We start from the raw sequence: 21465 nt of genomic DNA on the forward strand, positions 1-21465 counted from the left end.
TCATCGCACGTTAATCACTGAACGTACGTTTGTCAATCAAGAAAGAGGTCCAGTGAAACCCCGTTGACGCGCCTGCATTAATCACATAGCTTCCGTTCATCAAACGTTCGTTTATTAAAGGAGCCCTGAATGCGCAAGTCGCTTGATTTTTTCTTCGATGTCGGCAGTCCCTCTTCCTACCTCGCGTGGACGCAGCTGCCCGCCCTGTGCGCCGCGCACGGCGCCGACCTCGTGTACCGGCCGATGCTGCTGGGCGGCGTCTACCAGGCCACCGGCAACGCCTCGCCGGCCACCATCCCCGTCAAGGGACGCTATACGCAGATGGACTACGAGCGCCACGCGCGCCGCTATGGCGTTCCGTTCCAGGGCAACCCGCACTTTCCGGTGATCACGCTGTTCCTCATGCGCGCGGTCACCGGCATCCAGCTGCGCCGCCCCGAGCAGCTGCAGCAGCTGCTGGGCTGCGTGTTCAAGGCGCTGTGGATCGATGCGCTGAACCTGAACGATCCGCAGCTGACGGCCCGCATCCTGGCCGAGGGCGGATTCGATCCCGCCGACATCGAGCGCCTGTCGCAGGAAGCCGAAACCAAGGCCGCACTGAAGGCCACGACGCAGGAAGCGGTCGAACGCGGGGTGTTCGGTGCACCCACGCTCTTCGTCGGCGACCAGATGTTCTTCGGACAGGACCGCATGGACTTCGTGCGCGAAGCCCTGTCCTGAGCCGCCGCCCACCGCACGAAGGAAAGACTCATGGAAAACCGCCCCTGGCATGCCTCCTACCCCGCGGGGCTTCCCCGCGAGATCGTCCTGGACGACAGTGAAACCCTCGTCACCCTGCTCGAACGCGCGTTCGCGCAGTACAGTGCCAGAACGGCCGTCACCTGCGCCGGAGAATCGCTGACCTTCGCGCAGGTCGAGCACGCGTCGGCGCTGCTCGCCCGATCGCTGCAGGCCGCCGGCCTCGAGCGCGGCGACAGGGTGGCCCTGCTGCTGCACAACAACCTGGCCTACCCGGTGGCGCTCGCAGCCATCCTGCGTGCGGGCATGGTGGGCGTGACGATGAATCCGCTCTACACGGCGCGCGAACTGCAGTACCAGCTGGCCGATTCGGGCGCGTCCGCGCTGGTCGCTGCCGAGCCGTTCATGGGGCTGGTCGACGAAGTGCTGGGCCAGACTAAGCTTCGGTATGTCATGACGGTCCCGATGAAGGACGTGAAGCAGGCGCTGTTCGCAACGGGCGGCCCGCCGGACGCCAAGGCGGCGGACGGCGTCCCGCGGATCGCGAGCTTGCGCGACGCCACCTCCGCGCTGCGGGACGCCGACTTTGCGAGCGAAAAGGTCCTTCCCTCGGACCTGGCCTTCCTGCAGTACACCGGCGGCACCACGGGGGTTTCGAAGGGCGCGTGCCTGACGCACCGCAGCGTGCTGGCCAGCACGCTGCAGATGCGTTCGTGGCTGTCATTGGTACTGGACATCGACAACTTCGAGATCGTGACGCCGCTGCCGCTGTATCACATCTTTCCGCTCGGCACGACATTGACCGCGCTTGCCAGCGGCGCCCACAACCGCCTGGTGGTGAACCCGCGCGACGTGCAGGCGCTTTGCGCCGAACTCCACAGGGCTCCGTTCGACATGCTGATCGGCGTCAACACGATGTTCAACGGCATGGTGACCCTGCCCGAGATCTCGACCATCGACTTCTCCCGCTGCAACGTGGTCATCGGTGCCGGCGCGTCGATCCAGGCGGCGGTCGCCACCAAGTGGCTGGCAGCGGGCGGCCCGCCCATTACCGAGGCCTACGGGCTCACCGAAACATCGCCCAGCGCCACCTTCAATGCGCCAGGGCGCAACGGGACGATCGGCGCACCCGTGCCCTCCACCGACGTGCTGATCGTCGACGACGAGGGCGCGCCGGTACCCCTCGGCACGCCGGGCGAACTGCTGATCAAGGGCCCGCAGGTCTTCGCGGGCTACTGGAACCGCGAGGAAGAAACGCGCAGGTCCTTCACGCCCGACGGCTGGTTCAAGACCGGCGACATCGTCACGATGGATGCGCAAGGCCTGATGTACATCGTCGACCGCAAGAAGGACATGATCCTGGTCTCGGGATTCAACGTCTATCCGAACGAGATCGAGGGCGTGGCGGCCATGCATCCGGACGTGCTCGAATGCGCGTGCATCGGCGTGCCTGACGAGCGATCGGCCGAAGCGCCCCACCTCTTCGTCGTGCGCCGCGCACCGGGGCTCCAGGCGCAAGCGCTCGAAGCGCATTGCCGCAAGCACCTTGCGGCCTACAAGGTGCCGCGCCACATCACGTTCATCGATGCGTTGCCCAAGTCGGCGGTGGGAAAGATCCTGCGCAAGGAGTTGCGGCCGGTGGCCGGCGCGGCGCACGCGGCCACGGTCGCCGGCTAGGCCCCGTTCCTGCGCCAGGCGCCGGGCGACACCCCGCACTCGCGCTTGAAGGCCCGGTTGAAAGCGGCTTCCGACTCGTAGCCGACGCCTTCGGCAATGCGCGCGAGGCTGCCCTGCTCCTTGCGCAGCATCCCGCGGGCCAGGACCATGCGCCAGTGCGTCAGGTACTGCATGGGCGGCATGCCCACCAGCTCGGCAAAGCGTTCTGCCAGCACGCTGCGGGAGATGTGGGTTTCCTGCGCCAGCGCATCGACCGTCCAGTTGCGCGCGGGCTCGGCATGCATCAATGCGAGGCAGCGGCTCACGTGCGGGTCGCGCAACCCGGCCAGCCAGCCCGCGTTGCCGGCGGGCAGGGATTCGACGTAGCCGCGCAGCACTTCGGCGAACAGCACCTCGGCCACCTTGGCGGCAACCATTTCCGAACCCGGCGTGCGCGATGCCGCATCGCCCAGCACGAAGTTGACGGACTGCTCGATCCACGGGCCCGCCGGCCTGCTGCGCAGCGGCGTGGTGAAAAGGGACGGAATGTTCGCCATGAGCGGGTTGGGCGCATCGCCTTCATAGGCGAACCAGCTGCACACCAGAACGGTCCGATCGCCGTCGCCGCCATAGCGGATGCGTTCCAGCTCGGGCGCGCGAGGCCTCACCACATGTTCCACGTCCACCGCCGCGTGCTGCAGGCCGCTGCCCAGCACATGCGAATCGCCGTGCGGCACCGCGATCACGTCGCCCGCATGGACGCGGAGCGGCTCCCCGCCTTCGACCTGTGCCCAGCATTCGCCTTGCAGCACCAGGTGGCAGATGGCCAGCCGCTGTGCGCCGGGCCTGAGAAGCTGCGCCATGTCCCTGCCCTTGGGCACCTTGAAGCACCACGGCGCATGCATGTCTCCATTCAGGAACAGCGCGCCCTCCAGGCGAATGGTCCGCAGCACGTCCGACAAGACATCCATGGTCACCTCCCAGGCAAGCGAGGGCGGGGTTTGGGTCAACAAGTCCGGAGTGGCGGGCAATACGCGGGTGCTTCGCGCCGGCACCATGGGTCCTGGTCGCCTTTGACCGATTCTAGACAGACAGGAGTCCACCATGCCCAATTTCCTCATCGAACGGCACATCCCCGGCGCCGGCAAATTCACCCCGTCGGACCTGAAGGCCATCTCGCAGAAGTCCTGCGGCGTGCTGGGCAGCATGGGCCCCGACATCCAGTGGGTCCACAGCTACGTGACCGAGGACCGCATCTACTGCGTCTACCAGTCGGCGGACGAAGCCCTGGTGCGCCGGCACGCGGAACTCGGGGGCTTTCCGGCCGACCGGATCGACCGGGTGTACAGCGTGATCGATCCCGCCACTGCTGAGTAAAGGAGCGCGGCGGCGCGTAGGAGAGCGACTGTCAACTGAAAGCGCCAAACGCCATGGCCGCGCGCCGTCGATGCATGCCATGTTGGCCACACGCGTCCTTCCGCGTGGCCCATGGAGAACGAGTTGGCAGGTGTCCTGCATAAATCAGCGGCGTCCGGCGGCCAGCCCGGCGGGCTGGCCGAGCCTCGTGAAACTCCGCCGCCCTGCCAGGAAGCGCTCATCAGCCATGTCCGGCGCATCGCCGTCCACGTCGACGAGCCGCATCCGGGCCACTTCTTCTGGGTGCTCACGGAAGAATGCGATGACGCGAACCTCTGGAGGGAGCTCGAGTCGGCCCCCCTGTCCCACGACAGCTGGCGCGATGCACTGCATGCCGGCGTGAGGGCGCTCGAGGGCTACGCGCCGGATCCGCGCACCGGCCCCCGCCAGCCCGGCGAAGACGAAGACGCCGATCCCGTCGGGTAGCCGGCCTCCGCGGGTGCGGGCATGGACAATGCCCCCTCCGGAGCCCCGAAATGAAACTACCGACCGAAGTCGAAGGACGCCAGCAGCTGGCCGACGAAATCCATGCGCGCCCGTTCGAGCCACTCTCGACGCCGGGCGCCGCATTGGCCGTTGCCATGCTGCGCGAAGGACCGCAGGACGACGCACTTTGCATCGCGCACCTGGCGCGGCTGGGCGGCGATGCGTCCGGCGCGGGCGCAGCGACCCAGTGCCAGGTGCGCTGCGGCGCGCTGCGCGTGCGCTGGGAGCGCCACACCGAATTCCACACCTTCACCGTGTTCACCGATCTGGGCGAACTCGCGATGGACCGGGCTTTCGACACCGGCTGGCTCGATGCGCTGCCGTCCGGCTGGCTTGCCTCGCTGCCCGGCCGCATGATTTCCGCGACGCAGCTGGCCGTGCTGCCCTGCCCCGGCGATCCGCCCCATGCGCGGCGGGTGGCGCCGCTTTTCGGCAGCGATCCGCTGGTGGGCAACCGGGTGGCCGAAGGCGCAGCGACCGTGGTGTCGGACTTTCGCTCGAGCGCCGGCGTGACGCGCTTCCTCGTGTTCGACCACGCGATGAACCGGCGGCGCGCGGGCCGCACCGCCCAGCGGCTGATCGAGCTCGACACCTACCGCATGATGGCCCTGCTCAGCCTGCCCCTGGCGACGCGCCGGATGGGCCAGCTTGCGGCCGAAGAGACCCAGCTGGCATCGCTGATGGCCCGCTTCCACGATGCGTCGGATGGCGACGAAGTGCTGCTGCACGAACTCGTCACGCTGGCCGCCCAGGTCGAGCATGCGATGGCCGAGAACGGGGCGCGCTTTGCGGCCACGCGCGCCTACAGCGGCATCGTGAACCAGCGCCTCGCCGACCTGCGCGAGACGCCGGTGCAGGGCCTGCAGCCGCTGTCCGAGTTCATGGCGCGCCGGTTTCGGCCGGCCACCGACAGTTGCGCCGCCACCGCGGGACGGCAGACGCAGCTGTCGGAGCGCATCGCACGGGCCGCGCAGCTGCTGCAGACGCGCTCCGAGGTGGAGCGCGAACGCCAGAACCAGGCGCTGCTCAGCTCGCTCGACCGGCGCCAGGGCCTGCAGCTGCGCCTGCAGGAGACCGTCGAGGGCCTGTCGGTGATCGCCATGACCTACTACGGCGTGGGCCTGAGCAACTACCTGCTGAAGCCCCTGGCCAAGGCCATGGGCTGGCACGAAACCGCGGTGACGCTGGTCGCCGTGCCGGTGATCGCCCTGCTCGTGCTGCTCAACGTGCGCCGGTTGCGCCGGCATCTGCACCAGTCGGCGGACAGCTAGCGTCTACGTCCCAGTGGATCTTGTCCGACGTGCGGATGCGCGGGCCGCGCGCCCACGCCGCCGGCAAGGCGCCCAAAGGTAGAGGCCTCCGCCCAGCACCCCAAGGAGCACACGATGAAGAAATCGCCCACCCCCGATCCCGCGTCGGGCGGCCAGCGCGTGAAGGCGCCCGATGCAGTGAACGGCGAGGAGCCCGCGATCGCGAACCGCGACGTCCAGAGCCTCGAGCGCGACATGAAGAAAGCCGCCGACCGCGATGCCGCGGCGCCCGAAGCGGACAGCCAGGACACGATGAAGCGCCGCGCGGCCCGCGGCACGCCGCGCGAGAACGACGCCGGCGCCTGAACCGCCGGGCCGCCCGCTAGCCTTGTGCGGCCTGGCCCGGCCCGGACCGGCGAAGGAGGTCGAGCGCCACGTCCACGATCATGTCTTCCTGGCCGCCCACCATCTTGCGCGCGCCGAGCTCGACCAGGATGTCGACGGTTTTCAGACCGTACTTCCCGGCGGCCGCTTCCGCATGGCGCAGGAAGCTCGAATAGACCCCCGCATAGCCCAGGGCCAGCGTCTCGCGGTCCACCCGGACCGGGCGGTCCTGCAGCGGGCGCACCAGGTCGTCGGCCGCGTCCATCAGCTTGTACAGATCGGTGCCGTGGCGCCAGCCCTGGCGTTCGGCCGCCGCGATGAACACTTCGAGCGGCGCGTTGCCGGCACCGGCGCCCATGCCGGCCAGGCTCGCATCGATGCGGTCGCAGCCCTCTTCCACCGCAACGATGGAGTTGGCAACGCCCAGGCTCAGGTTGTGGTGCGCATGGATGCCGGTCTGCGTTCCGGCGTGCAGCACGTCCTTGAAGGCGCGGAAGCGGTCCCGCACGTCGTCCATGCCGAGCGCGCCGCCAGAGTCGACCACGTAGACGCAGCTTGCCCCGTAGCTTTCCATCAGGAGCGCCTGCTCGGCCAGCTTTCTCGGCGTGGTCATGTGGCTCATCATGAGGAAGCCCACCGGGTCCATGCCGAGTTCGCGCGCGTATTCCAGGTGCTGGCGCGACACATCCGCCTCGGTGCAGTGGGTTGCAACGCGCACGATGCGCGCGCCAGCGTCGTAGGCGTTGCGCAGGTCGTGCGTGGTGCCGATGCCGGGCAACAGCAAGGTCGCGACCTTGGCGGTCTTCACCGTTTCGACGACGGCCGCGATCCATTCGACATCGGTGTGCGCCCCGAAGCCGTAGTTGAAGCTGGAGCCTTCGAGCCCGTCGCCGTGCGCGACCTCGATGCTGTCGACGCCCGCGGCATCGAGCGCTGCGGAAATCGCCTTGACGTCGGCAATGCTGTATTGGTGCCGAACGGCATGGCTGCCGTCGCGCAAGGTGACGTCGCTGATGTAGAGCTTCTTGCCGCCGGTCATGCGAATTCCTTCAGCCCGCGGGCGATGCCGCTCGCGATGCGTCGCTCGGCCATGAGGTCGGCGCACGCGAGCGCGGCCGAGGTCATGATGTCGAGGTTGCCGGCATAGGTCGGCAGGTAGTGAGCGGCGCCTTCGACCTCCAGGTACACCGAGGTCTTGAGCCCGTGGCGCAGGCCGAGCCGGGGCACCTTGAGCGGCCGGCCGGCGGGAACCAGGTCGAACTGCACGCGCTGCTTGAGGCGGTAGCCCGGCACGTAGGACTGCACGCTTGCCACCATCTTTGCGATGCTGTCTTCCACGGCCGCTTCGTCCGCGGCTTCGGACAGCACGAACACCGTGTCGCGCATGATGAGCGGCGGCTCCGCCGGGTTCAGCACGATGATCGCCTTGCCGCGCTCCGCGCCGCCGAGCTTCTCGATCGCGGCCCGGGTGGTCTCGGTGAACTCGTCGATGTTGGCGCGCGTGCCGGGGCCGGCGCTTCGGCTCGAGATCGATGCCACGATCTCGGCATAGTGCACCTTGGCGACGCGCGAGACGGCGGCCACCATGGGGATGGTCGCCTGCCCGCCGCAGGTCACCATGTTCATGTTGCTCGCGTTCTCGGCTTCGAGGTTGATTGCGGGGATCACATAGGGCCCGATGGCCGCGGGCGTCAGGTCGATGACCTGGACGCCATGGGCCTGCAGCACGTCGTTGTGGTGCGCATGGGCGCCGGCCGAGGTGGCATCGAACACGATGTCGATCTCCGGGAACACGCCGAGCCGCAACAGCCCTTCGATGCCTTCGGCCGTGGTCGCGATGCCCAGGCGCGCGGCGCGCGCCAGGCCATCGGATGTCGGATCGACGCCGACCATCGCACCCATCTCCAGGTGCTTGCTGCTGCGCATGACCTTGATCATCAGGTCGGTGCCGATGTTGCCCGGACCGATGATCGCGACCTTCAATTTCTTTGTCACGTGGGTTGTTCCTTCAGTTGGCGAGCAGCTTGCCGTTGCGTCGGCGAGTTGTGTGTTGGGAATTCCGGAGGCGGCTTCCGCGGGGATGTCTTGTCGGGGCTGCGTCCCTCGATGATCTTGATCAGGGCGATGGGCATGGTTCACTCCTCGACGTGGAAGCCGGCGGTTCCAAGCCGCTGCATCTCGATCGAGATGTACTGGCCCGGCTTGATCCACTCGGCGGGCGTGGCGCCGCCCGCCATCACCACCCAGCCAGCCTGCAGCGGCTCGCCGGCGGCGGCCGAGAGGCGCGCCGCGGCCACCAGCGAGCGCAGCGGATGGCCCAGGATGGCGGCGGTGGAGCCGACCTGCACCACGCGCCCTTCGATGCTCATCACGAGGCCCAGGTTGCCGAAGTCCTTCTTCGGATCGCTCCAGGCACCGATGACGAAGCCGCTCGACGAGGCGTTGTCCGCGATCACGTCGGGCAGGCTGAACTTGAAGTCGTGAAAGCGCGAGTCGATGATCTCCAGCGCCGGCGCCACCGCCTCGACCGCGGCGAGCGCCTCGGCCGCCGTGACGTCGCTGGCCAGCGGCTTCTTCAGCACGAAGGCCAGCTCGGGCTCGACGCGCGGATGCACGAAGCGCGAGAACTTCACCGCCGCGCCCTCCTCCACCTGCATGCCGCTCGACAGGCGTCCCCAGATCACGTCGTCGATGCCCATCTGGAGCATCTTGGCGCGGCTCGTGAAGCCCATCTTCACGCCGACGCGGCGCTCGCCGTGGGCCACGCGGCGCTGGATGGAGGCGGACTGGATCGCATAGGCATCGGCCAGCGAGAGCGCGCCGTCCGGGTCGATCTGCGGCACGGCCCTGGCATGGCGCGCCGCATCGTCCAGCCGATGCGCGAGTTCAAGCAGTTGGCTCATTGCAGTTCCTTCGGATGGGCATCGGCTTCGAACACGGCCTTGACGCTGCCGAGGCCATTGATGTGGGTTTCGAACACGTCGCCGGGCGCGGCCGCCACCATCGGGCCGAGCGCGCCCGACAGCACCAGGTCGCCCGCGCGCAGCGGCTGGCCGAGCGCGGCCATGGTGCGGGCCAGCCAGGCCACCGCATTGATGGGGTGGCCCAGGCAGGCCGCACCGGCGCCAGACGACACCGGCTCGCCGCGCCGGTTCATCACCATGCCGCAGAGCCTCAGGTCGATCTCCCTGAGAAGCCGCGGCGATCCGCCCAGCACGAAGGCGCCCGACGAAGCGTTGTCCGCCACCGTGTCGACGAACTGGATGTCCCAGCCCGCGATGCGGCTGCCCACCACCTCGATGGCCGGCAGCACATGGTCCACTGCCTGGATCACATCCGCATGCCCGGGGTTGCCCATGGCAAGGTCGCGGCCCAGCACGAAGGCGATCTCCGCCTCGACCTTGGGCTGGTGAAGCCGCCGCATCGGAATCGGCTCCGCATCGCCGAAGCTCATGTCGTCGAACAGCACGCCGAAATCGGGCTGGTCCACGCCCAGCTGCGCCTGCACCGCGCGTGCCGTGAGGCCGATCTTGCAGCCGACCACGCGGCGGCCCTGGGCCAGCTTGCGCTCGGTGTTGATCCGCTGGATGGCGTAGGCATCGGCCGCATCCAGGCCGGGATAGGTGGCTCTCAACGGTGGAATGAAGTGGCCGCCGGCGGCACGCCACAGGGCGTCGGCCGCTTCGGCCAGCAACGCGGATTGGGAAGGCATGGGTTCTCCGTTGCCCGCGCTCGGCGGGCAGATTGCAAGCTCGTTGGGAAAAGAAGATCGGCGCGCGGCAGGTTCGGCTGCCCGCGCACGGCTCAGAGGGCGCGGTCCTTCAGGCCGACCTTGCTGTAGATCTCGTTCACGTGCTTCTTCACGCTCTCGGGTGTCGTGTCGTCGACCGGCATGTGGGCCCAGCCGACTTTCGCGCGGGCATGCTGCCCGATCTCCTCGTCCTGGTCGCCCGTCGCGCCGCTGATGCCGTAGGCACCGACCATCTCGTTGCCCTTGAACACCGGCGCGCAGCCACCCGAGGCGACCACCTGGCCGTTGGTGAAGACCGATGCGTTGACCAGCATCTGCGGGTTGCGTTCCTTGAACCACTGCTGGATGACGAGGCCGTCGCTGAAGCGCGGGCTCATGGAGCGGAACGCGGCCACGGTGAACGCCTTGGCGCGGGCCGTGTCTGGCGTGATGAAGCCCGCGTCGTCCATGCGCTCGAGCGCGATCAGGTGGCCCTCGGGCCCGACGATGGCTACGGAGATGGGCACTCCCATTTCCGCGGCTTTTTCGGTGACCGCGGCGATGAATTCACGGCACTCGGAAGCGCGCAGCTTGGACATGTGGATGTTCCTTTGAAGAAAGATTTCTGTACTCACTCTGGCTTGATGCCCGTCTGCTGGATGAACTTCGACCACCGCGTGCCCTCGCCCTGCAGGAAGCGGGACAGTTCATCGCCGCTGGTCTTCAGGACGTCGATGGCCTGGGCCTTGTAGATCGCCTGGATCTCGCTCGAGTCGAGCGCCGCATGGGCGGCGGTGCGCAGCGCGGCGATCACGCTGGCGGGCGTGCGCGCCGGTGCCATCAGCCCCATCCACACGGAGGTGTCGAAGCCCTTGAGCCCGAGTTCGTCGAGCGTGTGCAGCTCCGGCGCAATCGAGGTCCGGCGCGGGCTGGTGACGGCCAGGGCCACCAGCTTGTTCGCGCGCACCTGCGGCAGCACCGTGGAGGCCGGCGAGAACATGAGCTGCACCTGGCCGCCGAGCAGGTCGGTCACCGCGGGCGTGCTGCCCTTGTACGGGACATGGACCATCGTGATGCCGGCCATGCGTGCGAACAGTTCGCCCGACAGGTGCGGCGAGGTGCCGACGCCCGACGAGGCAAAGGACAGCGCGCCCGGCCTGGCCTTGGCGAGCGCAATGAGCTCGGCCACGCTCGACACCTTGAGCGACGGGTGGACCACCAGCACGTTGGGCACGTTCCCGATCAGCGTGATCGGCGTGAGGTCCTTCAGCGGGTCGACCGCATTGGCGACCGGGAACGCGGCGTTGACCACGTTGGCGATCGTGATCGCGAACACCGTATAGCCATCGGGCGGCGCGGCGGCCACGGCCCTGGCCGCGATGTTGCTGCCGGCGCCGGGCCGGTTGTCCACGACGAAGGGCTGGCCCATGCGCCTGCCCATCTGGTCCGCGACGGCGCGCACCGCCACGTCCGTTGCCGTGCCCGGCGGAAAGCCCACCAGCACCTTGACCGGTGCGCTCGGGTAGGCGGGCTCTGCAACGCTCCATGACGGCAAGGCGGCAGCGAGCGCCGGCACGGAGGCAATGAGGAGTTGGCGGCGTTTCATGTCTCTGGTCTTTCTGTGTTGCAGCGATTAGAAGGCGCATGCGGCTGTGATTCAATCGAGACTTTCCAATCGGATGATTGGCTCCGCTCATGAATGTGACTCTCCGCCAGCTCCGGGCTTTCGTGCTGGTCGCGCGGCTTGGCAACTTCACCCGCGCCGCGCAGGCGATGCATCTCACGCAGTCGGCCTTGAGCCTGCTGGTGCGCGAACTCGAAAGCGCCATCGACAGCCGCCTGTTCGACCGCACCACGCGCACCGTGGCCCTGACCGCGGCGGGCAGCGATTTCTTTCCGCGCGCCGAACGCATCCTGGCCGAGCTCGAGTCGGCGATCGCGGGGGTGGACAAATTGGTGGCGCGCGAACGCGGGCGCGTCGTGGTGGCGGCACCGCTGGTGCTGTCCAGCACCTACCTGCCGCCCATGCTGGCCGCCTTCGGCGCGCAGTACCCCGGCATCGAGGTCGTGCTGCAGGACACGCTGCCCAACCAGGTGCTGCCGCTGGTGCGCAGCGGCGCGGCCGACGTGGGTATCGGCACCTTCGCATCCGACGAGGTCGACATCCAGCGCACGCTGCTGTTCTCCGAAGCCATGGCCGCCGCGTTCCCGGCCGGGCACGCATTCAGCCGCTTGAAGAAACTGACCTGGGCCGACATCGCCGAGGAGCCGGTGCTCGCCCTGCGCCGCGGCAGCGTCTTTCGCGACCTCACGGAAGCAGGCTTTGCAGCTGCCGGCCTGATGCTCAAGCCCGCGCGGGAGGCCAACTATGCCGGCTCGCTCATCGGCATGGTGGACGCCGGGCTCGGCATTGCGATTCTCCCCGGCTATGCGGTGAAGCTGGCCGACCCCGCGCGCATCGGCTGGCGCCGCGTCGAGACGCCCCGCATCGACCGCGAGGTCTCCCTCGTGCAGCGCGCCGGCGTCTCGCTCTCGCACGCGGCGCAAGGCTTCGTGGACTTTGTCCTCGCGGCGCCCTCGGCGGGCCAGGCGGCTTAGAACGCGTGGCGGATACCGAAGTCGTAGCCGGTCGAGGTCTTCGGCGTGAACACGCCTGCGCTGATGAATGACGGCCCGCCGACCGTCAGCGCCGCACCGTTCTTGTTGCTGACGCGGGCGAAGGTCGCATACAGCGCCGTGCGCCTCGAAAGGTTGTGCACGTAGCCGAGGCTGAGCTTGCCGGCTTTGGGGTCGGCGGCCGCCGGCGCGAAGGGTGTGGCCACCGGATTCAGGTCGTACTTCACGCGCGCATACGAGGCACGGATCAGGCCCGGCCCGACCGGGATGGTCGCGCCGACCAGGTAGCCGCTCAGGTCCGTGTCGGGCAAGGGAAGCGCCGGCGTCGCGGCGTAGTCGCGCGTTTTTCGGGTGCGGGACAGTTCGCCGAAGAGCTTCACGACGCCGAAGTCGTACGTTCCGCCCAGGTTGACGGTCTTCACGCTGTCGGTGGTGCCGGCGAAGTAGTCGTCGCCCACGGTGCTGTTGCCCACCGCGAACGCAATGTCCAGTGGACCATTGAGATAGCCGATGCGGCCTCCCACGTAGCGGCCGGTACGCGAGGACGCTGCGGCGCCGGCGTTCAGCTGGCCGGTGAGCGGGTTTACGCCCGGCGGCGTGGCGGTGCCCGGGTCGTAGCTGTTGTTCTCGTGCAGCGCGTACATCAACTGGCCATAGAGCCCGCCCAGCGTGGGAGGCAGGAAGTAGCCGATGGAATTGCTGGCGCGCAGGTAGTTGGCATTGCCGCCGAAGCCGTTGGGGCCGCCGGTCGTATTGAAGAGACTGGCCGAAGAGATCAGGTTGGCGCCGACGCCGACCGCGGCAAAGGGGTCGTACACCGTGTCGTTCCAGAAGCTGGGCGTGAAGTCGCGCCCCAGGCGGATCTCGCCGAATCCGCCCATGAGGCTCACGGTGGAACGGCGGCTGAAGTTGGCGAGGCCGGTTGCGCCGTCGTCGTTCGTGATCGGGCTTTCGAGCCAGAAGCCGGCCGCGAGTCCGCCGCCCAGGTCTTCCGTTCCCCGGAAGCCCAGGCGGCTGTTGTTGTAGGCCGAGTTCGCGAGCGTGCTTCGGCTCACGGTGCGCGAGCCCTGGTTGACGTAGAACGGCGATGCCGGCGTTGCGAAGTTCCGGTCTTCCGACTTGCTGGCGTACTGGCTGACCGAGGCATCGACGACACCGAAGATGGTGACCGACGACTGCGCGCATGCCACCGCGGCCGAGCCGAGGGCGAGCATGCCGAGCAATGTGCGTTTCAGTCTGCCGCGATGGCGTGTGTGGGGATGGGGCTTCACGTTGTCTCCAGTTTTTTGGGTGCGATCCAGGCAAGGGGCCGGAAGGTGGATCAGTCCGATCCGGCGCGAAAATTCATCATCTCTCGTTTATGCTATCGTTAGCATAAATTCTAGAGAGCATTTCGCCTGCCAGTCAATCGCTTTTCGGGTTGAGGCCTTGTTCTTTACGTGCTATCGTTAATGCACTCCCCCACACCGCTGCCCGACAGCCCGCACATGGTCACGATCAAAGACATTGCCCGCCGACTCGAGGTCTCCGCTTCCACCGTGGGGCGCGCCCTGTCGGACGACCCGCGCATCAGCGCCGCCATGAAGCAGAAGGTGGCCGAGGTCGCGAACGAGCTCGGCTATGTCGCCAACCGCGCGGCGCGCATGATGCGCGGCGCGTCCAGCAACCTCGTGGGCCTGGTCGTCCCGGACATTCGCAACAGCTTCTACTCGACCATCGCGCATGCGCTGTCCAAATGCCTGGAGAGCGCGGACCTGCAGCTCACGCTGTCCGAGACCGACGACGACCGCCTGGTCGAGCTGCGCCATATCCGCGAGCTCACCAGCGTCAACGTGGCCGGCATCATCATCGTGCCCACGGCACGGCCGCATCCGGAGTCGGTGCGGCTGCTCAAGATGACGCCGCGCATCCAGCTGCTGCGCCGGCATGCGGCGCTGGGCGAGCACTGGTTCGGCATCGACGACGCGCAGGCGCTGTTCCAGGCCACCCGCCACCTGGTCGAACTCGGCCACCAGCGCATCGCCTACATCGGCGGCACCACCGACCTGCCCACCGGCGCGGCGCGGCTGCAGGGCTTCCAGAACGCCCTTGCCGGCAGCAAGGCGGCCACGCATGCGCGCGAGGAACTCGGCGCCCCGGCGTCGACCGATTTCGGCCGCGATGCGATCCGCCGCCTGCTCGCGCTGCGCACCCCGCCCACGGCGGTGGTGCTGGGCTCGGTCCAGAACACGCAGGGCGTGCTCGAGGAACTGCTGGCCAGCGGCGTGCGCGTGCCCGAGCAGTTGTCCGTCGTCGGCTTCGGCGACGAGCTGGGCTTTCGCTGGTGGGGCCCCGGCCTCACGACCGTGAGCCTGCCGGTCTCCGAACTGGCCACCGCCTGCGGGCTCTGGTTCATCCATCAGCTCAAGCAAAAGCCCGCAAGCGCGGCGCCCTACAGCGCCGTCTCGCCGCCCACGCTCGTGGTGCGCGGCAGCACGCGCGCGCTCGAATCGGCCAGCACCAAACGCGGCCAGGCCCGCCTGCTCGCCGACCAGGCTTCCACCTCCTCCACACCATGAACCACACTGTCCTGCTCACCGACTACGCCTGGCCCGACGACAGCATCGAGCGAAACATCATCGAAGCCGCCGGCATGCGCCTCGTCAGCGGCCCGGCCGTCCCGCTGCCCGCGGACGGCATCGAAGCGCTGGCGCGCGAGCACCAGCCATCGGCCATCCTGACCTGCTGGGCGCCCGTGTCGGCGGCCGCCATCGCGGCCGTGCCCGAACTCCAGATCGTCGCCCGGCTGGGCGTAGGCCTCGACAACATCGCGGTCGATGCCGCGAGCGCGCGCGGCATCTGGGTCACCAACGTGCCGGACTATTGCGTGGAGGAAGTGTCCGATCACGCGGTGGGCTTCGCGCTCGCATGGACGCGCGGCCTGGTGCGCTTCGACCGCGAAGTGCGCGCCGGCCGCTGGGACCCCGCCACGGCCAGGCTGCGCCGCCTTGCCGAGCTCACCTGCGGCATCGTGGGCTTCGGCCGCATCGGCCGCGCGACCGCGCGCAAGCTCGGCGCCTTCGGGTGCCGGGTGCTGGCACACGATCCCCATTTTTCCGGCGAGGCCGAAGGCGTCCAGGGCGTGGCGCTCGACGCACTGTTCTCGCAGAGCGAGATCGTGATCGTGCATGCGCCGCTCGCGCAAGCAACGCGGCGCCTCGTCAACCGCGAGCGGCTCGCACTGATGCCGCATGGCGGCCTGCTCGTCAACGTGAGCCGCGGCGGCGTGGTCGATACGGATGCCGTGATCGAGGCCCTCGGCAGCGGACGTTTGTCCGGCGCGGCACTCGACGTTCTCGAATCGGAGCCCGATGTTCCGGCTGCGCTCCGAAGCCACCCCGGCGCCATGCTCACGCCCCATGTCGCGTTCTCGTCGGATGCGTCGCTGGTCGAGCTGCGCCGGCGTGCGGCCGAGGAAGTGGTACGGGTGCTGCAGGGCGCTGCGCCGCAGCAGCCGCGCAACGCCGGACCGCAAGGCTGAGCTTGCAGCCCGGCGCCGGCCGGGTTCAGCGAGCCGCTGCCTGGCCCCACTCGCGTGCGACGTGCGCAAGCCGGCTTGCGGGGCGCAGCACCAGCGGCGCGGCAAACGCGCGCACCGCATCGCGCTGGGCTTCATCGACCACGTACTCGACCGGCGACTTGCCGTCGATGCGCGCCAGCATCAGCGCCGGCAGCAGGCGGGCCGCGCGTTCCTCCAGCGCCGCGCGCGGCTCCCAGTTCGCCTGCTCGAAGTAGGCCTCGGCCAACATGGCGAACGATGCGAGCAAGGCCTCGCATTGGTCCGCACGCGCGAGGCATTTCAGCAGCAGGTGGTTCAGGCAGAAAGCCAGGTCGAAGGCCGGGTCGCCGTACCAGGCGCATTCGGCATCGATCAGCACCGGCCCGCGCGGACCCACGAGGATGTTCTTGGGGCTGACGTCGCCGTGCACCAGCGCGATGTGCAAGCCGGCCGTGCGCTCCACCAGGTCCATCAGCGCGGCGCCCAGCGTCGGATGGCGCTCGGCGGTCGCGGTGAAATACGGCTCGAGGCGGAGCGCGCGGAAGTTGTCCGTGGTGTCGAATGCGGCGGCGAGCTCGGGCCTTCCCGCGCTGGCCGCATGCAGCTCGCCGAGGACGCGGCCGACCGCTTGCGCCGTGCGCGCCGAGACCTCGCCGGCCATGAGCTGCTCCTTCCACACCGGATGCGCCTCGGGTGCGAGAAACGACATGGCGAAGAGCCCGGCCTCGGAATCGTGGGCGATCGGATGCGGCGCGTGGTCCGGCGCATGGCGGGCCGCGAACTGCAGCCATGCCCATTCGAAGGCATTGCGCGACACCGGGGCTTGCCAGTCCGCCGAGACCTTGAGCTTGGCAAGCGCGCGCTTGATGCACATCGACCGGCCCGGGAGATCGACGCGCCAGATATCGGACGAAACGCCCCCCGCCAGCGGATGCCAGTGCGCCGGCTCCTCTGCACTGGCGAGTCCCTGCGACACCAGGAATGCGCCGAGCATGGCTTTGGTACCGTTCACGCCGCGTCCACGGCCTGCGGAAGCACGACGTAGTTGCTGAAGCCGCCGTCGCGGTCCTTCAGCCCGGAGATCGCCTCGTTCACGCGAGAGAGCGGAAAGGCGCGATGCTCCAGGTACGACAGGTCCAGCGTGCCGGTGCGAACCATCTCCGCCATCTCCTGGCCCTGCGCGGTCGTGAACCAGTTCGATCCGATCAGCTGGATCTGCTCGTCCATCAGCCACTTCACGTCGATCGGCAGGTCTTCGGCCACGCCGCCCACGTTGACCACCTTGCCGCCGCGGCGCACGCCCCGCATCGAGTCGAGCATGGTGGCCGCGGGCGCCTTCGCGCCCAGTGCGCTGATGGCGAAGTCGGCGCCCTCGCCGCCAGTGAGCGACTTGGCCCATTCGCCGGTGGAGCCCTCGCCGAGCCGCATCACCTGGATGCGGTCGGGGGCCAGCGCCTTGATCCGGGCGAGCAGCCGTTCGTCGCGCCCGGTGCCCAGGATCTGCGACAGGCCCATGGCCAGCCCGAGCATCGTGGCTGCGACGCCCAGCGTGCCCGTGATGCCGTCGATGAGCGCGACCTGGCCCGGGCCGGCACCCGCGTTCTTCAAGGCGCCGTAGGAGGTGCCGAGATAGCCGAAGCGCCCGGCCTGCTCGAAGCTCAGGTTGTCCGGCAGGTTGACGATCGCGTACTCCGGCGCCGTCATGTACTGGCTGAAGCCGCCGTACGGATAGAGGTCGAAGATGCGCTGGCCATCGCGGCTGGTGCTGAAGTAGCCGTTGAGCGTGAAGTAGCGGCAATGGCTGCGCTGGCCCGCGCGGCATGCCCTGCAGGAGCCGCAGGAACGCAGCGGGCTCACGTACACGCGGTCGCCGGGCCTGGCATTGATCACGGCCTCGCCGACCTCCTCGACCACGCCCACCGCGTCCAGCCCGAAGATGGCGGGGAAGCGCGGCAAGGGCTGGTGCGGAAACCAGGTCGGCCAGTTGTTGATGACGTTGGCCATGTTGGGCACGATGCCGCACGCCATCACCTTCACCAGCAGGTCGCTGGGGCGCGGCTTGGGAACCGGGATCGTGTCGAGCGACATCGGCGTGCCGAGCGCGTGCAGCCGGGCTGCGGTCATTGTTCTGTTCATGAAAACCTCTTCTTGAAAAAACTCAAGGGGCGACGAATGCCGCACCCGACGGACGGAACCTGGGCGGCCACACCGTGACCCACTTGCCGTTCTGTGCCTGCTTGACCTTGGTGTCGGCCGCGCCGCTGTTGAACTTGCCGTCGAAGCGGCGCGTGCCCAGCACGGTCTCGACCGGGTTGGCGCGCAGCCATGCGGCCATGGCCTTGTCGTCGAGGCGGCCGACGCCCTTGGCCGCGGCTTCAAGGATCTGCCAGGCCGCGAACTCCGCCGCAGCCTGGGAATCGACGTGCGGCCAGGACAGGCCGGCGGCTTTCGCGCGGTCGTTGTAGGCGGCAATGAACTGGGCGGCGCCTGCGTCCTGCGTGAAAGGTGCGTGGTCCTCGAACCACGTGAGCGTGGTCAGGCCGCTCGCCTGTGGGTTCGACACGGTCGGCCCCGGCGCCGGAAACAGGTAGAACTGGCGCGCGGGCTGGTAGTCGATGCGCTTCATCGCATCGAGCAGCTGCGCCGCCTCGAGGCCGACCGCACCCGACCACAGCAGGTCGGGCGCGGCATCCTTGATGCGCGCGGCAATGCCGCCGAAGTCGCGCGTGCCGAACTCGTACTCGAGCGACAGCACGGTCTTCAGGCCCCGCTTGGCCGCGATCTCCTGCCCGCCCTTGGCCAGGTCGAGCGCCGATGGAAACTTGCTGGTGACGAAGGCGATGGTCTTCGGCGGCGTCGCGGTGCTCGCATAGGCGTCGAGCAGCACCTCGGTGGCGCCCAGGCGCGGCTCGGGTCCCAGCGGGAGCGCCGGAAACTGCATCTCGTAGGGCGCCAGGCTCGGGTCGCCGAGGCTGCTCTGGATGAAGAGCTTGTTGAAGCGCTGCGCCACGCCCATCGCCGCGATGATCGCGCTGGTGCCATAGGGGCCCATCAGCAGGTCGACCTTTTCGCGCGTGATGAGGCGTTCGTACAGGGTGCGCGCATTGCCCGGCTGCGACTGGTCGTCCAGCAGCATGAGCTCGACCTTGCGGCCCAGCAACCCGCCGCGCTTGTTCAGCGCATCGACGAACACCTCGGCCGCAACTTTGTGGATGCCGCCGACGGGTGCAAGAGGTCCGGTGAGGGGCAGCGTGCCGCCCACCCGGATCGGCTCTGCGCCGCCTCCACCTTGTGCATGCGCGGGCAAGCCATAGGCCAGCATGAGGGTGCCGGCCGCGGCAAGAAGGACACGGCGCTGTGATTGAAATCTGGTGATGCTCATCGTTGTCTCCTGGAATGTCGGAAGACCGGCTCGGACCGCGCCGGCCGGGCGTGCGGCGGCTGTGGTCAGCGGTATCCGTCCTCGAGCTCGATGGCGAGCGCACCCATGATGCGAACGCCGGAGTTGTACCAACCGATCGTGAGCACCAGTTCGACCAGCTGGCGCTCGGACAGGAAAGCCGCGGCCTTGCGCCACGTGGGTTCGCTCACGTCGACCTTCAGCGTCGACTCGCGCGCCAGTGCCATGACGGCGCGCTCCTCGTCGTCGAAGAGCGCAGAGCTTTCGAAGTCGGGCACGGCCTTGAGCTGCTCCGCGCTGATGCCCGCCTTGAGGCCATGCGACTGGTGATGTGCGATCTCGTAGGCCGACGCGGTGCAGTGGCCCACGGTGAGGATCGCCAGCTCGCGCAGCCTGGGGCTCAGCTGCGAGCCGCGCAGCGTGTTGGCATAGGAGATGAACCCGTCCAGCACCTGCGGCGCGTGCGCCAGCGCACGGAAGATGTTGGCGGTGGGCACCTTGCGTTCGCGTTCCAGCCTGTCGAACAGGGCGGGATCGGCGTCGGTGTCCGATCGTTGGAGATATCTGACTCGTGCCATGGCAGTGACCTTTCTGGTGTTTACTTCTGCATGGAGAGCGCCAGCGCGTAGCTCTCCAGCGTTTGGGGATTGGGTTTCTCGGCCGGCTCGATGAGCGCCGCGTCGGCGAAGGCGGTGGCCTCGAAATACCAGCGCGCGGGGGCGGGAATCCCCCATCGGATGTTGGTGCTCAGCGAGGCGGCTTCCCAGCGCACGGGTTCGATCTCGATGTCGATGGTCTGGTAGTGGCTGTTGAAGAGTTCCACGCGATGCCCGTCGGGGTCGCGCAGGTAGACGAACAGCATCCCGCCGGGCCCGTGGCGGCCGGGGCCGCGTTCCACCGATTCGGCATAGCCGAAGTTGCCCGCCAGGTCGCAGGCCGTGAAGATGTTGTGCGACTCGGAGACGGTGTAGGCGAAGTGGTGCAGGCGGGGCCCCGCGCCCTGCACGATCGCCAGATCGAGGCAGGTGCCCTTTCGGTACATGAAGGCGCCCAGCAGCTTGTCGCCATGCGCGATGTACTCGGAGTTGCGAAAACCCAGCCGGCTGTAGAACGCGCACAAGGCGTAGGTGTCCGGGGCCAGCAGCTGGTAGTGGTCCAGCCGCTGGGCATGCGCGCCGGTGAAGCTCTCGACCTTCAGGTACATGCGGGGCAGCGTCTCCATCTGCGCGCAGAGTTCGATCCTGGTGCCGATCGGGTCTTCCACGTGGAGCGTGCGGCCCTGGTGCGGAACATCGACCCATTCGGCAGCCAGCCCTTCGGCCTTGAAGAAGGCATGGGCGCTGTCGAGGTCTTCCTCGAAGAAGACGCGAAAGCCGATCCGCTTGCAGGTCTGTTCGCCGCCCCGCGACTGGATCAGCACCAGGCTGTGATGGCAGGCCTCGGCCAGGCCGCGCAGGTAGCAGACGCCTTCGCCCTCGTCCGAGATGACGAGCCCGACGATGTTGACGTAGAAGTCGCGGCTCCTTGCGAGATCGGCGACATGGAGGACGACGTGGCTGGCACGTGTGATGTTGAACGGCGGACGCAGATTGACGGCGGGCAGCATAAGAACCTCGCGAAGGGTTGGGTGGGGAGGAAAGGACCTGCTGCCGCTCAGCCCAGGGCTGGCTGCACCGCAGAAGGTCGGGCCGCACGCAGCAGGCCGATCTCGGCGATCAGGTCGTCGATGGCTTCGAGCGCGAAGGCCAGGCTGGTGGCGTCTGCCAGCCGCCCGTCTTCGATCTTGGTGTGGACGCCCGCGACGACGACCTGCGGCCTGGCGATCACGCGCGACAAGGTGCCGCCCAGCGTGTCGCGCAGCTGGGCCTGGGCGCGCACGCCGCCGGTGAACGCCGGCGAACTGGTCATCACCAGCACCGGCTTGCCCTTGAGCGGAGACGCGAACGCCGGCCGCGAGGCCCAGTCGAGCGCGTTCTTCAGCACGCCCGGCATGCCGAAGTTGTATTCGGGGGAGCACAGCACGAGGCCGTCGCACACATCGATCGTGGCCTTGAACGCCCGGACGGCATCGGGGAGATCGGGTCCGTCGAGGTCCTGGTTGTACGAGGGAATGCCGTCGAGCGGCAGCAGCGCCATCTCGACGCCCTCCGGCAGCAACGCCTGGAGTGTGCGCAGGATGGCCGTGTTGCTGGATGCCTTGCGCAGGCTTCCGGAAATGCCTGCCAGCTTGATCGTGTTCATGGCGATGTTC

At 68.3% G+C, this 21465-nt stretch carries 24 protein-coding genes; 9 read left to right on the top strand and 15 right to left on the bottom strand.

The features are described from left to right. Positions 1-129 precede the first annotated feature (129 nt). Complete coding sequence (locus ABID97_RS27885) at positions 130-720, top strand: 2-hydroxychromene-2-carboxylate isomerase (RefSeq protein ID WP_354402611.1); 591 nt, start codon at positions 130-132, stop codon at positions 718-720. A 30-nt stretch (positions 721-750) separates the two neighbouring features. Further along, positions 751-2415, top strand: a complete 1665-nt coding sequence (locus tag ABID97_RS27890; protein WP_354402613.1) for an AMP-binding protein — start codon at positions 751-753, stop codon at positions 2413-2415. Here the strand turns inward: ABID97_RS27890 and ABID97_RS27895 are convergent. Further along, positions 2412-3365: an AraC family transcriptional regulator gene (locus tag ABID97_RS27895; protein WP_354402615.1), complete on the bottom strand. Its 954-nt coding sequence runs from the start codon at positions 3363-3365 to the stop codon at positions 2412-2414. The genes ABID97_RS27890 and ABID97_RS27895 overlap by 4 nt on opposite strands. A gap of 133 nt (positions 3366-3498) precedes the next feature. Here ABID97_RS27895 and ABID97_RS27900 point away from each other — a divergent pair, with 133 nt between their 5' ends. The 4 genes from ABID97_RS27900 to ABID97_RS27915 all read left to right on the top strand — a co-directional run bounded on the left by ABID97_RS27900 (position 3499) and on the right by ABID97_RS27915 (position 5912). Continuing rightward, positions 3499-3771, top strand: a complete 273-nt coding sequence (locus ABID97_RS27900; protein WP_354402617.1) for a DUF4242 domain-containing protein — start codon at positions 3499-3501, stop codon at positions 3769-3771. A 123-nt stretch (positions 3772-3894) separates the two neighbouring features. Continuing rightward, on the top strand, positions 3895-4236 hold the full coding sequence (locus ABID97_RS27905; protein ID WP_354402619.1) for a hypothetical protein: 342 nt from the start codon (positions 3895-3897) through the stop codon (positions 4234-4236). Between the two features lie 50 nt (positions 4237-4286). Then, a complete protein-coding gene (locus tag ABID97_RS27910; protein ID WP_354402621.1) occupies positions 4287-5567 on the top strand; it encodes a DUF3422 family protein in 1281 nt (426 codons plus the stop codon). 114 nt (positions 5568-5681) lie between these two features. Continuing rightward, a complete protein-coding gene (locus ABID97_RS27915) occupies positions 5682-5912 on the top strand; it encodes a hypothetical protein (protein ID WP_354402623.1) in 231 nt (76 codons plus the stop codon). A gap of 16 nt (positions 5913-5928) precedes the next feature. Here the strand turns inward: ABID97_RS27915 and dmpG are convergent, their stop codons facing one another. From dmpG to ABID97_RS27950, 7 genes are all read right to left on the bottom strand, one after another. After that, entirely contained in the window at positions 5929-6969 is a 1041-nt protein-coding gene (gene dmpG, locus ABID97_RS27920) for a 4-hydroxy-2-oxovalerate aldolase (protein ID WP_354402625.1), read from the bottom strand. Further along, complete coding sequence (locus ABID97_RS27925) at positions 6966-7925, bottom strand: acetaldehyde dehydrogenase (acetylating) (protein ID WP_354402627.1); 960 nt, start codon at positions 7923-7925, stop codon at positions 6966-6968. Before ABID97_RS27925 ends, dmpG begins: the two co-directional genes overlap by 4 nt. Further along, a complete protein-coding gene (locus ABID97_RS27930; protein ID WP_354402629.1) occupies positions 7922-8062 on the bottom strand; it encodes a hypothetical protein in 141 nt (46 codons plus the stop codon). The genes ABID97_RS27925 and ABID97_RS27930 overlap by 4 nt, the downstream gene beginning before the upstream one ends. A 3-nt stretch (positions 8063-8065) precedes the next feature. Beyond that, complete coding sequence (locus ABID97_RS27935; RefSeq protein WP_354402631.1) at positions 8066-8833, bottom strand: 2-keto-4-pentenoate hydratase; 768 nt, start codon at positions 8831-8833, stop codon at positions 8066-8068. Then, positions 8830-9642, bottom strand: a complete 813-nt coding sequence (gene mhpD, locus ABID97_RS27940; RefSeq protein WP_354402633.1) for a 2-keto-4-pentenoate hydratase — start codon at positions 9640-9642, stop codon at positions 8830-8832. The genes ABID97_RS27935 and mhpD overlap by 4 nt, the downstream gene beginning before the upstream one ends. A 92-nt stretch (positions 9643-9734) precedes the next feature. Next, positions 9735-10259: a GlcG/HbpS family heme-binding protein gene (locus ABID97_RS27945; protein WP_354402635.1), complete on the bottom strand. Its 525-nt coding sequence runs from the start codon at positions 10257-10259 to the stop codon at positions 9735-9737. Positions 10260-10291: 32 nt separating this feature from the next. Beyond that, the gene (locus tag ABID97_RS27950) at positions 10292-11266 is read right to left on the bottom strand and encodes a tripartite tricarboxylate transporter substrate binding protein (protein ID WP_354402637.1); all 975 of its coding nucleotides are present in this window, start codon (positions 11264-11266) and stop codon (positions 10292-10294) included. A gap of 89 nt (positions 11267-11355) precedes the next feature. On the opposite strand from ABID97_RS27950, the gene ABID97_RS27955 reads away from it, so the two are divergent. Beyond that, positions 11356-12258: a LysR family transcriptional regulator gene (locus ABID97_RS27955; protein WP_354402639.1), complete on the top strand. Its 903-nt coding sequence runs from the start codon at positions 11356-11358 to the stop codon at positions 12256-12258. On the opposite strand, the gene ABID97_RS27960 is transcribed toward ABID97_RS27955, so the two are convergent. Further along, positions 12255-13511 (bottom strand): porin, encoded by a 1257-nt coding sequence (locus ABID97_RS27960; protein ID WP_503012836.1) that lies wholly within the window; start codon positions 13509-13511, stop codon positions 12255-12257. The genes ABID97_RS27955 and ABID97_RS27960 overlap by 4 nt on opposite strands. Before the next feature lie 252 nt (positions 13512-13763). Here ABID97_RS27960 and ABID97_RS27965 point away from each other — a divergent pair, with 252 nt between their 5' ends. Both ABID97_RS27965 and ABID97_RS27970 read left to right on the top strand, forming a co-directional pair. Continuing rightward, the gene (locus ABID97_RS27965) at positions 13764-14834 is read left to right on the top strand and encodes a LacI family DNA-binding transcriptional regulator (protein WP_354402643.1); all 1071 of its coding nucleotides are present in this window, start codon (positions 13764-13766) and stop codon (positions 14832-14834) included. Further along, positions 14831-15796: a C-terminal binding protein gene (locus ABID97_RS27970; RefSeq protein ID WP_354402645.1), complete on the top strand. Its 966-nt coding sequence runs from the start codon at positions 14831-14833 to the stop codon at positions 15794-15796. Before ABID97_RS27965 ends, ABID97_RS27970 begins: the two co-directional genes overlap by 4 nt. Positions 15797-15821: 25 nt before the next feature. Here the strand turns inward: ABID97_RS27970 and ABID97_RS27975 are convergent, their stop codons facing one another. The 6 genes from ABID97_RS27975 to ABID97_RS28000 form a co-directional block, all read right to left on the bottom strand. Then, positions 15822-16826 (bottom strand): phosphotransferase family protein, encoded by a 1005-nt coding sequence (locus ABID97_RS27975; RefSeq protein ID WP_354402646.1) that lies wholly within the window; start codon positions 16824-16826, stop codon positions 15822-15824. Continuing rightward, on the bottom strand, positions 16823-17950 hold the full coding sequence (locus ABID97_RS27980; protein ID WP_354402647.1) for an alcohol dehydrogenase catalytic domain-containing protein: 1128 nt from the start codon (positions 17948-17950) through the stop codon (positions 16823-16825). Before ABID97_RS27980 ends, ABID97_RS27975 begins: the two co-directional genes overlap by 4 nt. Positions 17951-17972: 22 nt before the next feature. Next, positions 17973-19196 (bottom strand): amino acid ABC transporter substrate-binding protein, encoded by a 1224-nt coding sequence (locus tag ABID97_RS27985; RefSeq protein ID WP_354402649.1) that lies wholly within the window; start codon positions 19194-19196, stop codon positions 17973-17975. Between the two features lie 65 nt (positions 19197-19261). Further along, positions 19262-19792 carry a carboxymuconolactone decarboxylase family protein gene (locus ABID97_RS27990; RefSeq protein ID WP_354402651.1) on the bottom strand — a complete coding sequence of 177 codons (531 nt, stop codon included), beginning with the start codon at positions 19790-19792 and terminating at the stop codon, positions 19262-19264. A gap of 20 nt (positions 19793-19812) precedes the next feature. Further along, a complete protein-coding gene (locus ABID97_RS27995; protein WP_354402653.1) occupies positions 19813-20820 on the bottom strand; it encodes a VOC family protein in 1008 nt (335 codons plus the stop codon). A 47-nt stretch (positions 20821-20867) separates the two neighbouring features. Next, a complete protein-coding gene (locus ABID97_RS28000) occupies positions 20868-21455 on the bottom strand; it encodes an NADPH-dependent FMN reductase (RefSeq protein WP_354402655.1) in 588 nt (195 codons plus the stop codon). Positions 21456-21465 lie beyond the last annotated feature (10 nt).

It is taken from the genome of Variovorax sp. OAS795, assembly GCF_040546685.1.
In the GTDB taxonomy this organism is placed as follows: domain Bacteria; phylum Pseudomonadota; class Gammaproteobacteria; order Burkholderiales; family Burkholderiaceae_C; genus Variovorax.